At 39.5% G+C, this 13,471-nt stretch carries 12 protein-coding genes; 10 read left to right on the top strand and 2 right to left on the bottom strand.

The window, feature by feature from the left end; genetic code table 11:
* Complete coding sequence (locus UNSWCS_RS04015; protein ID WP_002941462.1) at positions 1–222, bottom strand: MoaD/ThiS family protein; 222 nt, start codon at positions 220–222, stop codon at positions 1–3.
* 84 nt (positions 223–306) lie between these two features.
* Between UNSWCS_RS04015 and nspC the strand changes: the two genes are divergently transcribed.
* Positions 307–1,446: a carboxynorspermidine decarboxylase gene (gene nspC, locus UNSWCS_RS04010; RefSeq protein ID WP_021087432.1), complete on the top strand. Its 1,140-nt coding sequence runs from the start codon at positions 307–309 to the stop codon at positions 1,444–1,446.
* A gap of 304 nt (positions 1,447–1,750) precedes the next feature.
* Here nspC and UNSWCS_RS04005 read toward each other — a convergent pair whose 3' ends face one another.
* Complete coding sequence (locus tag UNSWCS_RS04005; protein ID WP_021087467.1) at positions 1,751–2,347, bottom strand: DJ-1/PfpI family protein; 597 nt, start codon at positions 2,345–2,347, stop codon at positions 1,751–1,753.
* A gap of 234 nt (positions 2,348–2,581) precedes the next feature.
* Here UNSWCS_RS04005 and UNSWCS_RS04000 point away from each other — a divergent pair, with 234 nt between their 5' ends.
* The 9 genes from UNSWCS_RS04000 (at position 2,582) to UNSWCS_RS03960 (ending at position 13,298) form a co-directional block, all read left to right on the top strand.
* On the top strand, positions 2,582–3,529 hold the full coding sequence (locus UNSWCS_RS04000) for a formate dehydrogenase subunit gamma (protein ID WP_021087495.1): 948 nt from the start codon (positions 2,582–2,584) through the stop codon (positions 3,527–3,529).
* A 146-nt stretch (positions 3,530–3,675) separates the two neighbouring features.
* Positions 3,676–4,278, top strand: a complete 603-nt coding sequence (gene yedF, locus UNSWCS_RS03995; protein ID WP_021087476.1) for a sulfurtransferase-like selenium metabolism protein YedF — start codon at positions 3,676–3,678, stop codon at positions 4,276–4,278.
* A complete protein-coding gene (gene selD / locus UNSWCS_RS03990; RefSeq protein WP_155242296.1) occupies positions 4,275–5,297 on the top strand; it encodes a selenide, water dikinase SelD in 1,023 nt (340 codons plus the stop codon). The genes yedF and selD overlap by 4 nt, the downstream gene beginning before the upstream one ends.
* 111 nt (positions 5,298–5,408) lie before the next feature.
* Positions 5,409–6,038 (top strand): NAD(P)H-dependent oxidoreductase, encoded by a 630-nt coding sequence (locus UNSWCS_RS03985; RefSeq protein ID WP_021087465.1) that lies wholly within the window; start codon positions 5,409–5,411, stop codon positions 6,036–6,038.
* 119 nt (positions 6,039–6,157) lie between these two features.
* Entirely contained in the window at positions 6,158–10,210 is a 4,053-nt protein-coding gene (locus UNSWCS_RS03980) for a diguanylate cyclase domain-containing protein (protein WP_235044381.1), read from the top strand.
* Positions 10,203–11,063: an ATP phosphoribosyltransferase regulatory subunit gene (locus UNSWCS_RS03975; protein ID WP_021087457.1), complete on the top strand. Its 861-nt coding sequence runs from the start codon at positions 10,203–10,205 to the stop codon at positions 11,061–11,063. The genes UNSWCS_RS03980 and UNSWCS_RS03975 overlap by 8 nt, the downstream gene beginning before the upstream one ends.
* Before the next feature lie 2 nt (positions 11,064–11,065).
* Positions 11,066–12,316 carry an adenylosuccinate synthase gene (locus tag UNSWCS_RS03970; protein WP_012140419.1) on the top strand — a complete coding sequence of 417 codons (1,251 nt, stop codon included), beginning with the start codon at positions 11,066–11,068 and terminating at the stop codon, positions 12,314–12,316.
* Positions 12,313–12,735 (top strand): flagellar export protein FliJ, encoded by a 423-nt coding sequence (locus tag UNSWCS_RS03965; protein WP_021087427.1) that lies wholly within the window; start codon positions 12,313–12,315, stop codon positions 12,733–12,735. Before UNSWCS_RS03970 ends, UNSWCS_RS03965 begins: the two co-directional genes overlap by 4 nt.
* Positions 12,735–13,298, top strand: coding sequence for a MotE family protein (locus tag UNSWCS_RS03960; RefSeq protein ID WP_021087442.1), 564 nt, complete (start codon positions 12,735–12,737; stop codon positions 13,296–13,298). Before UNSWCS_RS03965 ends, UNSWCS_RS03960 begins: the two co-directional genes overlap by 1 nt.
* Positions 13,299–13,471: the final 173 nt, after the last annotated feature.

The raw sequence follows: 13,471 nt of genomic DNA, 5'->3' as shown, positions 1-13,471 counted from the left end.
TTAGCCTCCACAAACTGGCGGTAAGATAGAAATTTTATCGCCTGATTTAAGAGCGAAATTTATATCGCTTACGATCTCGTCATTTACAGCCACAGCGCAGATGTTTAGCCACTTTTTAAGCTCTTCTTTTTCGCTTAAAGCTGCTTTTACCTCGCCTAAATTTTTCGCTTCTACTTTTATACTCTCAAGCCCGATAGGCCCAAGAAATTCGATCTCTACCACATTTTATCCTTTGAAATTTTTGCTGATTTTACTTAAAAATAAATTTAGATATACTTATTTGAAAATTTGCAAAAGAGATAGAAGATGAACAAAATTTTAAAAAGCATAAAAACCCCAGCCTACGTCTGTGAAGAGGCAAAAGTACGTAAAAATTTGGAGCTTTTAAAGTATGTAAAAGAGCAAAGCGGAGCTAAAATTTTAGTAGCACTCAAAGGCTTTGCATTTAGCGGAGTGATGGACTTGGTGGGCTCATATCTTGACGGGGCGACTTGTAGTGGGCTTCATGAGGCTAAATTTGCAAGCGAATACGTAAAAGGCGAGATCCACACGTATAGCCCAGCCTTTAAAGATGAGGACTTTGATGAAATTTTAAAAATTTCAAAACACATCACATTTAACTCTTTTGCTCAGTGGCAAAAATTTAAAGGCATTGCCCTGCAAAATGGCGTTATCTGCGGCCTGCGGGTCAATCCAGAGGTCTCACTAGCCCCAACAGACAGCTACAACCCATGCGCTAAATTTAGCAGGCTTGGCATCACGAGGGCAAATTTTAAGCCAGAGCTTCTTGATGGCATTAGCGGGCTTCATTTTCACGCGCTTTGTGAGGAGAGTGCTAGCAGCTTGCAGACCGTGCTGGAGGCATTTGAGGAGAAATTTGGCGAGTTTATACCAAAGATGAAGTGGATAAATATGGGCGGCGGCCACCACATCACAAGGGCTGATTACGACGTGGAGCTGCTTATAAAGATAATTAGGCGTTTTCGCGAAAAATACGGCGTAGAGGTCTATCTGGAGCCTGGCGAGGCCGTGGGCTGGCAGACTGGCTTTTTGATAAGCAGCGTGCTTGACATCGTACACAACGAGAAAGATATCGCTATCCTTGACACCTCAGCCGAGGCGCACATGCCTGATACTGTGCTCATGCCTTACCGCCCAGCCGTTAGAGGCGAGAGTGAAAACGGCAAATTTGCTTATAGATTTGGCGGCAATACCTGCCTAGCTGGCGATATAGTGGGGCTTGAGGCTGGCGATGCGGAGTATAAATTTGATAGCGAGCTTAAAATCGGCGACCGCGTCATATTTGAAGATCAAATTCACTACACCATCGTTAAAAACACGACATTTAACGGCATAAAACTGCCTGATCTTCTTCTTTTAAAAGAAAATGGCGAGGTTAAAATGGTTAGAGAGCTAGACTACGAAGAGTATAGGCGCAGAAACTAGGCTTAGTTTTTGAAGGTAAATTTGGCTTTTAAATTTAGGTCAAATTTATCTGGCTTGCAGATTTCGCCAAAAGGGCTTTAAAATGCCTAAATTTAAAAATTTATCTTGAAGCTATTTTCGTTTTCAAAATTTAAACTTATTAAATTTGGCAAATTTAAAGTCCGATTACGAACTCCAAAATGATTTAAATTTATTATCTACAAATTTTATCTTGACACTTTTTGCAAAAGCTATCTTAGCTTGTTATCTTTTTTAAAATTTAGTAGATTTCTGACTTTATCAAAAGGTCCAAGCCACCTTAAATTTAATACCCATAAATTTTGGCAAATTTATCTATCTTTGAGCTTTTTTGCCAGTTGTATTCAGTCTCGTTTGCGATCTTTTGGGCTAGCTCCTTGCCAAAATGATCACTGATAAAGCCAAGCGCCATATCCATACCAGCAGCCACGCCTGAAGCTGTGTAAAATTTACCTGCCCTCACCCACCTAGCGCGCTCTTGCCACTTTACAGCTTCGCCGCAACTTTTTACCCACTCAAGCGATCTTTTATTTGAGGTAGCCTTTAGTCCGTCAAGCACTCCTGTGCGAGCGATGAGCGCTGAGCCAGTGCATACACTTAGGCAAAATTTAGATGCCAAAACGCACTCTTTAAGTCTCAAAATAAACTCACTATCATCTACAAGTACCCTCGTGCCTTGACCTCCAGGGAGTAGCAAAACGCTCTCTTTTGGCATCTTACTAAGCTTTTTTGTTTTTATTTTAAAGCCTTGCTTGCTTCTTTTCATCCCACCATCAAACGAGACGTAGTTTATCTTCATTTCAGGCACCCTTGCTAAAAACTCCACTGGCCCCATGAGATCAAGCGTCTCGTACTCATCAAATATAAGGCAAAAAAGATCCATAGTGCGGTCCTTTTTCGGCTAAAATTTGGCTTTATTTTAGCTAAATTTTCAGATCAAAAATGCTAAAAATTAACAAAACTTAAATGTTTTTTATAAAATTTTTAGTAATCTTTTTTGCTAAGGTTTGCTTGTGATTAGCTCTGATATAATAGCCGCAAAACGGCATAGCTGTGTGATTTTAGCATATTTAACCAAAGCTTAAATCATTTAAGCTTTAGCAAATAAAGGAATAAAATGACGAGAATTCTTACTCTACTTTTTACATTGTCTGTTGCGGCAATGGCCATTGAGGGACCAACTGGCGTCAATCAATATGACAGCACCATTTGGGCAGCACAGAGGATAGAAAATATCAAGCCTTATGAGCATGGCTGGGGCCCGATATTTACTTTTATACAAGGCAACGACTACTTCGCGATAGCTGCACTTTCTATCATTTTAGCTGTTATCGGCGCGTTCGTGCTACACTTCTTGATCATCGGACCAAAACACTTTAGTCACGAGGGCAAAAAAGTGCTTGCTTTTTCAGTATTTATACGTATAGCTCACGCTCTAGCAGCGATCTCTTGGATCATCTTGGTGCCAACTGGTATCATCATTATGTGGGGTGCAGAGCTAGGTGGTGGCACATTTGTGCGTTTCTGTAGATACTTGCACGAGATAGCAACTGTGATCTTTGCTATATCTGTGCTACCAATGCTCTTTAGCTGGACAAAAAGAATGCTCCCAGCAGTATATGATATCAGATGGATGTTGATAGTTGGTGGTTATCTATCAAAGAAGAAAAGACCAGTCCCTGCTGGTAAATTTAACGCCGGTCAAAAAGCATGGTATTGGATCGCTATCCCTGGTGGTATCGTGATGATCATCACTGGTGCGATTATGTATTTTCAAGACTTCAAAGAGCCAGCAGTTGCTAGTTGGTTTGGTATCCAACAAATCGATCTTTTAAGATACAGCGTAGTTATCCACAACTGCCTTGGCATCGTCTGTGCGGTATTTTTCTTAGTTCATATCTATATGGCTGCGATCGCTATACATGGCGCTATCTGGTCGATGGTCACTGGATACAAAGAAGAAGAAGAGGTCTATGTTCTTCACCACTACTGGTATCAAGAGCTTGTTAAAGAAAACAAGATCCCAGTATCTGACTACGAAAAATCTTACACAAATTTAAAATAACTAGCCTTGACCTTGCGACTTACGCAGGGTCAAACTCTCTTTTATAGCAAATTTCAAAGCACAAATCCTTTTAAAAAATTAATATTTTTTAGCTATAATCCAAAATCAGTTTCAAGGTTTGAAATACTAATCACAAAGGAAAAACAATGACAAGAACAATTGATTGTAGAAATTTAGAGTGCCCAAAACCAGTCATCATGACTAAAAACGCACTTGAGGGTTTAAATGAGGGAGAGAGCCTAGAGATCATCGTAAATGCTTTGGCGCCAAAAGAGAATATCTCGAGATTTTTAAAAAATCAAAATATAGAATTTAGCCTAGAAAGCAATGGCAATGAGACTAAAATTTTAGCCATCAAGGGCAAAAGCGCACTTGAGCTTACAAATTTTGACGAATTTGTCTGCGATATAACACCAAAAAATGAAAAAGTGCTCTATCTAAACGAAGAGCGCGCAGGTAGCGGCGAAGTTGGCATAAATTTGCTATCAAAATTTCTAGGCGCACTTCTTCAAATAGAGAAAAAACCAAAGATAATCATCTGCGTAAATAACGCCGTTAAGATGACCACAAACCGCGCACATCCAAGCTTTAAGCCACTTAAAGATCTTGAAGCTGCTGGCGTTCAAATTTTAAGCTGCGGAAGCTGCTTGGAGGCTTATAAACTAGTGAGCGATCTTGCAGTTGGCGAAATTTCAAACGCTTATGAGATCATCGACATACTCTCAACTCACGAGCAAATCAAACTATGATCTATCACGACAAAAAGCTTACACAGTTCGTTAGAGCCGCTGGTTGAGCTGCTAAGCTTGACCCGTCGGGTCTTCACAAAACGATTAGTAGTTTAAATTTATCTCATCCAAATTTGCTCTCAAGCATCGGCTCAAACGAAGACGCGAGCGTTTTTAAACTCTCAGACGATCTTGCACTTGTTCAGACGCTTGACTTTATCACGCCAGTAGTAAATGATCCATTTATCTATGGTCAGATCGCTGCTGCAAACAGCCTAAGCGACGTCTTTGCGATGGGCGGCGAGGTGATAAACGCCCTAAACATCGTGGGCTTTGATAGCTGCAACCTTGCGCCTGAAATTTTAGGCGAAATTTTACAAGGCGGAGCCGATAAAGTAAGAGAGTGTGGCGGTGTCATCGTTGGCGGACACACGATAGAGACGCAGCAGATGTATTATGGGCTAAGCGCGACTGGCAAGGTGAGCCCACAAAATTTCTGGGCAAACAACACAGCAGAAGTTGGTAACGTTTTGATCCTTACAAAGCCCCTTGGCAGCGGTATCCTAAGCACAGCGATCAAGGCTGATCTACTAAACATGGAGCAGATAAATGAGGCCGCAGGCATCATGGCACAGCTAAATTTCTACGCTCTAAAAGCACTAAGTGGCATCAAAGTTTATGCCGCTACCGATGTGACTGGATTTGGATTTTTAGGGCATTTAAGCGAGATGTTAAACGACAAGATCAGCTTTAATGTCTTTGAAAAAGATGTGCCAGTGATCGCAAGCGCTAAAGAATTTGCCGATATGGGCATCATCCCAGAGGGAAGCTACAAAAACCGCGAATTTGCAAAGCATTTTGTGAGCAAAGAGGCTGATATCTTGCTTTTTGATGCGCAAACTTCTGGCGGACTTTTACTAGCTGTTAGCGAAAATGAGGCAAATTTAGCTCTAAAGCGCCTAAAAGAGGCTGGCTATGAGCACTCAGCCATCATCGCAGAAACGATCCAAAAAGGCGAGTTTGATATATTTTTAAACTAACTCTAGGCTAAATTTAGCCTAGTTTTCATGCACTAGATGATAAAATTTCTAAATTTCTTTTAATTTACCTAACCACTTTATAATGTCAAGAAATTTAACAAAGGAGATATGATGAACTATCTTGAAATTTTAAAATTTCGTCACGCTTGCAAAATTTTTGACGAGAGCAAAAAGATCGGCGCTGGCGAGTTTGACTTTATCCTAGAGGCTGGCAGGCTAAGCCCAAGCTCGACTGGGCTTGAGCAGTGGGACTTTTTGGTCGTGCAAAACAAAGAGCTTAGAGAGAAGATAAAAGCCGTTTCGTGGAATCAAGCGCAGATCACCTCTTGCTCGCATTTGGTTGTCATCTTGGCAAAGATCAAAGAGGTAAAAGTTGGTAGTAGCTATATTGATAAAATGATCGCTAAACGCGCAAATAAAGAGCCTGAGATGATCGCTGCAAGGCAGAAATTTTATCACGACTTTTTGCTGTCAAATTTCAAAAACGACGATGAGCTAACATTTCAGTGGTCACACGAGCAGTGCATGATAGCTGCGACAAATATGATAAACGCAGCCGCGAGCCTTGGGATCGACAGCTGCCCGATCGAAGGCTTTGATAGACACGCTTTAAATGAAATTTTAGGCCTTGATGAGAGCGAGCAAAGAGTGGCTATCGTAGTGCCATTTGGCTACCGCTTAAACCCACAGCCAGAAAAATACCGCAGACAAAGAGCCGAAGTAGTTACTTGGATCTACTAACTCACGGGGCAAAATGCCCTGTGTCTATTTAAATTTAAACAAAAAGAGATTTTATAAGCTAAAAAAAGTAAATTTGCGTTAAAATCATGGCTAGTTTTAAAAAGCGAGGCTTAAATTTAATGCAAAAAAATAGCGCTAAACCAGTTTTGCAGATTTTTAAGAGGTTCTATGTAAAGATAGCACTACTTCTTTTTGCCTTCATCTTTCTTGCACTCTTTGTCATATTTGCTGGCATAAACGACATAAAATATGAAATTTCCACTCTAAATTTAATCACTAGAAACAACATCACCAACGCATTTTCAGATGTAAAAGATAACATATCTACAAAGGCAAGACTCATTGCAAACGGCATAGAGCCGTTTTATGAAGATACTATTATAAGTAAATTCTACGCCGCTTTTTACGTGATATCAAAAGATAACTCCTTGCTTTACGAGCGTAAATTTGACGGTGCTTTAGAGCTGCACGACTACGATATTGCATGGTTTTCAGATATCAAAGAGGGCGAGTTTAGGCTTTCTGATAGATTTTATAAAAATAGACGATTTAAAGATATCTACATAGCTTATGGGCTAAAAAATGGCAATAAAATTCTCGCTCAACTAAGTCAAAATTTTTTAAAAAACAGAGTCGATACAGGCTACAATAAAAATTTTGCCGCATATGTCTTTTTGGTTGATAAAGACGGCAATCTCTCAAGAGATGAGTTTTATAAGAAATTTATAAAAGAGGACTTTAATAAATACATCTCACAAGGTGGCGAGTTTAAAAGTGATAAGATCATTTTTATGCTAAAGGATATGAATTTTTACAAAATCAGCTACCTAGAAGAGCAAAAGCTATTTGTCATAACAGGCTCTAGTAGGCAACTTCAGATATTTATCCAGCTAGTTCTAGTCGTGCTTTCGTTCTTCTGCTTTGTAGCATTTAGCATACTTTGGCTACGCGACAACTCATATATAAAAGACAAAATTCTCTCTGCATTTACCAGGATCGCTCTTTTTGCGACAGATAAAAGCAAGCCAACTGATGAGGACTTTGACGTAAAAGAATTTATCTTACTAAATAACAGCATCAAAAAACTCTACGAAGATAGAGATAAAGCTTACGAGACAGCACAAAGCTACGAGAGTAGATTTGGCTATGTCTTTGAAAAGAGCTTTTTAAAGATCGTGGTCTTTGACGCTTATACTGGTGTCATCACAGACATTAGCAACGCTCTTTTAGAAAAACTAGGCTACAAAAAAGATGACGTAGCGGATCTAAATATAAAAGAACTTCTTGAAGATGAGTCTAAGAATTTAGCAGAAGATAGAAAAAATGCTATCAACAATAATCTATCATACGAGGCTAAGCTAAGGCGTAAAAATGGTGAAATAATCGATGTTTTAGTAACCCAAAGTAGCTTTGAGCTAGAAAACACTAGGCTAAATTTCATACTTATAAAAGATATCACTCAAGAAAAGATGACGCAAAGAAATGACGATATCATCAAAAGCTACGTCATTTTATCGCCAAATGTTATCGCTATCGCTTCAGCAAAAGAGCCATTTTTGATCATCCAAAGCACAAACAATGTCGAGAGAATTTTTAACGTCCAAAGCCAAGGTCTCATAAATTTAGAAGATATCATCGCAAGCGAGGACTTTGATAGCTTTAAAGCTGCCGTGCTAGCAAGTAAAAAAGCCTTTTTACAAGCAAGCTTTAAAAATGAAGAGCTAAATTTCATAGCAAATATGACAAACGCTTACGGCAAGAAAATTCCATTTAAGATAAAGGCTAAATTTATCGATGCAGAAGGGCAAAAGGTCATCTACTCATTTACCGATCTTAGCGATATGCTAAAGCTTCAAGAGAGATTTGAAAAACAAAGCAAAGAGAGCAAGGCTCTGCTTTGGGCGAGTGAGGCAAATGTCTTTACTTGGGATAAAAGAAGCGACATGCTCAACATCTCAGACGAGCTAAGTAAAATTCTTGGCACGCAAAGCACTCTAAATTTCGAGCAAGCAAAGTCGGTCTTTGTCGATGAGTTTGATAGTTTTTATAGCTTTTTTGAGAGCTTAAGAGACGCTCAAACATACATAAAAGATATCAAGCTTTACAGCATAGATAAAGAAATTTTACACTTTAGACTAAGGGCAAAAGCGCTTGAATACGACGAATTTGGCGAAGTAAGCTTGATAAAAGGCACACTAAAAGACCTTAGCCTAGAAGATAGCTTCTTTGTCTGCCAAGACCTGCTTGCAAAAATTTTCTCATTTAGCAAAGAAGAGGTCGTCTTGCTTGATGAGGAGATGAGGGTCATTGACGCAAATGACGCATTTTTTGAAAGTGCGGGCGCAAAAGATAGCGTATATCTAAAAGATATCACCTTTATAAAGCAAGGCTTAAGCGATATAAAACACCAGATCATAGAGACTATAAACCAAGGTGGCTCGTGGAGTGGCAAGGTTTGGAGCGAAAATAATAAAAACAAAAGCAAACTTGAAGTCATAGAAATTTTACCGCTTATCGATGCAAATGAGAAAAAAACTGGCTACATCATGCTAGCAATGCTTGCAAATAACGAAGCACAAAATGAAAAATATCTAGAATTTATCGCATATCACGATCCGCTCACAAAGCTACCAAATAGATTTCTACTCTACAACAAGCTAAATTCTCTCATACAAAAAAATGAACAAAAAATAGCCGTCATCTACCTTGATATGGATGATTTTAAGAGCATAAATGACAACTTCGGTCACCAAATAGGCGATAAATTTTTAGTAGCTATCTCTGAAAAGATAGGCGCTATGTTTAATGGCAAAAATATCTTTGCAAGGATAGGCGGAGATGAGTTTGTAGGCGTCATAAACTACGAAAATTTAGGCGAAGTCTATGAGATAGCGCAAAATATGCTAAGGCTAGCTTCAGATGAAGTGAAGATAGATGAGCTAAAACTAAAAGCAAGCGCTAGCGTAGGCATAGCCTTGGCTGATAGTGATCTTGGGGCTGATGACGTGCTACAAAGAGCCGACTGGGCGATGTATCAAGCCAAGATAAGCGGCAAAAACAGAAGCTATACATTTGACGCGAAAAAAGATGTCTATTTTAAGAGCCAATACGAAGATGGCTCAAAAATTTTAAAAGCGCTTGACGCTGGCGAAATGTTTTTAGAATTTCAACCAGAGATCAGCTTTAGCACGGGCGAGACTTTAAGTTTTGAAGCGCTTATTAGATGGAGAAAAGATGGCGAGATCATCTATCCAAGCGACTTTTTGCCACTCATAAAGACAAGTAGCGCATCGAGTAATATCGCTTTATTTACGATAAAAGAGGCGCTTTTAGCAAGAAAAATGTGGCTAGAAAATGGCATAAGCGCAAAGGTTCGCGTAAATTTAAGCGTCAAAAAGCTCTTTACGCAGGAGTTTTGGCATAAATTTAAAGCGATATTTGATGAGGATAAAAGCCTTGATCCAACTGGGCTTATCATCGATGTTATCGACGCTGCAACAGCTACAAATTTAGAAGTTTTAGAAATTTATGTTAGAAAGTATAAAGAGCTTGGCATACACTTCTCACTTGATGACTTTGCCTCATACTCAAGCTCGATAGAAGCTCTTGGCATGCTAAAGACAAACCGCTTTAATATAGATAATAAATTTTGCAAGCATATCTTTAACTCAAAAGAGGCGCTTGAGAGCATAAATATGATAAGGTTTGTGGCTGATAAATTTGGACTAAATGCGACTATAAAAAATATCGATGATAAAAGAACGCTTGAGTTTTTACTTGGTCTTGGTTTTGATAAATTTCAAGGTAACATTTTCTCATTGGCACTTTTGGCAAAAGATGCTGCTTCGTTTAAATTTGAAAGACCGTATCTACATATAAAAGACTATAAAAATAGCGAAAATTTCGAGCTTTTTAAAGGCTTAGTCGTACTAAAAGAGCTTGCAAATGAAGTGATAGCAAATTTAAATCAAGACGACAAACTAGCACAAAGCCTAAAGCAAAAAATAGAAGACGAGATAAAAAATATAGGTAAATTTAATCAAGAAATTTCTATAAATTTAAGCAAACTAGCAAGCAGTAGTGACAGCGGCGAACTCTATAATTTAGCCGTGTCCATCATCAAAGAGTGTGATATAAATTTAGGTTTTAGTAAGGAGATAAGAGTTGAGTGATGTAAATGTTTATGAGCACGAGATCCCAAACGGAAGCAAACTTTACTTTGCAAAAAGTGCGAAGCTAAAGAGAAAAATCGAGCAAAAAGCGAGTGAAATTTTAGAAGATGAAGGTTTTAGCGAGATCGTAACGCCGTTTTTTTCGTATCATCAACATCTAAGCGTAGATGCGACAAACCTTCTGCGCTTTAGCGACAGTCTAAACCACGAGATAAGCCTAAGGGCTGATAGCACGGTTGATACCGTTAGGATTGTGCTTAGAAGGCTTAAGGCAAATGAGCCAAAGAGGTGGTTTTACATACAGCCAGTCTTTCGCTACCCAAGCCAAGAAATTTATCAAATAGGCGCTGAGCTTATCGGTGAAAACGACATTTTAAAGAGCATAAACATCGTAGCAAAGCTCTTTAGCGAACTTGAGATCGGCGCTTGTTTGCAGCTTAGCAATATGCAAATACCAAGGATAATTTGCGAAATTTTAAACTTAGAGATAGAAATTTTTGAAAACTCATGGCTAGAAAAAATTTTATCACAAAACGTGCCGTGGCTTAGCAAACTAGCTCTTTTAAAGGACGCTAGCGAGCTTGATGAGATAGTAAATTTAGTCCCTGATAAGCTAAAAGAGCCGTTGCGAAATTTGCAAGCTGTGGCAAAATCACTAGAATATAAAAATTTAAGAATAGTTCCGCTATATTACTCAAAAATGAGATATTATGATAGTTTATTTTTTAGATTTTTAAAAGACAACGCCATCTTAGCAAGTGGTGGAAACTATGAAATAGACGATATTTCAAGCAGCGGATTCGCTGTTTATACTGATGCATTGATAGAAGAAAAAATTAATTTAAGGAAGTAAGAATGAGAAAGGCTGATTTAGTAGTTGGTGTTCAATGGGGTGATGAGGGCAAAGGCAAGATAGTTGATATGCTAGGACTAAACTATGACATGATTTGTCGCTCTCAAGGTGGCCACAACGCTGGTCATACGATCTGGGTCGATGGCGTAAGATACGCACTTCACCTTGTCCCAAGCGGAATTTTGCACAAAAATATCATAAATATCATCGGCAATGGCGTCGTTGTCTCTCCAGAGGTGCTCATCACTGAGATGGCACAATTTGACAACTTAGAGGGCAGACTTTACATAAGCGACAAAGCGCACTTAAATTTAAGCTACCACAGCCAAGTCGATCAAGCAAAAGAGCGCTTAAAAGGCGAAAAAGCGATCGGAACGACTGGCAAAGGTATCGGACCAACATACGCAGACAAGATAAGCAGAAGCGGCCACAGAGTTGGCGAGCTACTTGAGCCAGAGCGCTTGTGCGATGCTTTGATGCATGATTTTGAAACAAATAAACCAGTATTTGACGCTCTTGGCGTAAAGATACCTGAAGAAAATGAGCTACTTGAAGAGCTAAAAAGATATAAAGAGGTGCTTGCTCCATTTATCGCAAACACTACAAATTTAGTTTGGAAAGCGCTTGATGAAGATAAAAAAGTCCTACTTGAAGGCGCTCAGGGCACACTTTTAGATATCGATCACGGCACATATCCTTATGTAACTAGCTCAAATACCATAAGCGCTGGCGCTTGCACAGGCCTTGGACTAAATCCAAAAGAGATAGGCAAGGTAATAGGCGTCATCAAAGCATATACGACTCGCGTAGGACACGGACCTTTCCCAACTGAAGACAAAGGCACAAACGGCGATAAGATGTGTGAGATCGGTAAAGAATTTGGCACAACAACAGGCCGCCGCAGACGTTGTGGCTGGTTTGACGCAGTAAGCGTAAAATATGCTTCAAGGCTTGATGGCGTAGATACTTATGCGCTTATGAAGCTTGACGTGCTTGATGGCTTTGAGGTGGTAAAAATTTGCAAAGCGTATCAATATAACGGCGAGACGATCGACTACGTGCCAACAGATCTTGAAAATGCAACGCCTATCTATGAAGAGCTTGCAGGCTGGGATAGCGTAAAAGGCATCAGCAGATATGAAGACTTGCCAGCAAACGCAAGAGCGTATATCGAGCGTATCGAGGAGCTAACTGGCGTGAAGGTCGGCTATATCTCAACAAGCCCTGAAAGAAGCGATACGATCATTAGATGAAAAGTAAATTTACCTCCGTCGTCCGCGTCAAAAAGCAGGAGATGGATAAGGTAGAGGCTAAGCTCGTCGTTGCTAGGCTAAATGTAAGAAATGCTGAAGAAAAAATAGCACTCTTAAGAGCCAAGCTCAACGAGTTTAGCCTGCCAAAAAGTGGCAACATAGGCGAGCTAAGAGAAAATTTAGAGCTCATAAATATAGCAAGAGCCGAGCTAAGTACCTGCAAAGAAAGCTTAGAGATAGCAAAAAAAGAGGTCTTGCACTACGAGCACAAATATAAAAATGCAAATTTAGAGTATGAAAAGATGAAATATCTAGAAAAAGAAGAATTTAAAAAAGAGATAAAACGCATACAAAAGGCTGAAGCGCTCGCTCTTGATGAGTTTGCGGTTATGAAATTTGCAGCCAAAAGCGAGGCGTGATGAGAGCTGTTTTACTCTTTTTTATGGTTATAAATTTTGCATTTTGCTTTGAAGTGCCGGTTGATTGCACTCAGATCTTTGAAACTAGAAAAGAGGAAATTTCAAAGGAACTTGAGGTCATCGACGAGCAGCGCCAAGCCCTAGAGGTCTTTCGAGCAAGCTCGGCTGCGGCTTATAAAGAGAACAACAAAAAGCTTGCCAAAAAAGAGGCTGATCTGAATGCGACGATGAAAGTGATCGAGCAAAAACGCAAAGAGATCGACGAAGTTGTCGCTAAAAATGAGAAAATTTTAAAAGAGCTTCGCACGATGACTACTGATAAAGTCAATGAATCCTACGCCAAAATGAAAGATGGCGCAGCAGCCGAGGTGCTCTCGCAAATGCCTAGATCAAACGCAGCCACCATACTTTACGCCCTTGATGCGAAAAAGATATCAACCATCATGGCTAAAATGGATCCAAAAGTTGCCTCTGAAGTGACTGCGCTGCTTCAAAAAGGGCCTCCATTTGTAGATGAAAAGGGCGATATGCCTGCTCCAGCTGGAAGCATAAATATGCAGTAAATTTAATTTACTGCCAATCTAAAAAACTAAATTTAACTGATAAATTTAACCTATTTGCTCATCCATCTCTTATTTTTACCCCTGCCCTTGTTGGCTTTAGCGTGCAAAAAGATGAGTTTTGGTTTAAAGAGCTTAGCGGCGTTAGTCTAAGTGCAGATGTAGTGATAAATACC

The organism is Campylobacter concisus UNSWCS, from assembly GCF_000466685.1.
GTDB lineage: Bacteria > Campylobacterota > Campylobacteria > Campylobacterales > Campylobacteraceae > Campylobacter_A > Campylobacter_A concisus_A.
Note: the sequence above shows the minus strand (reverse complement) of the source record. Positions and strands in the feature narration are given on the sequence as shown.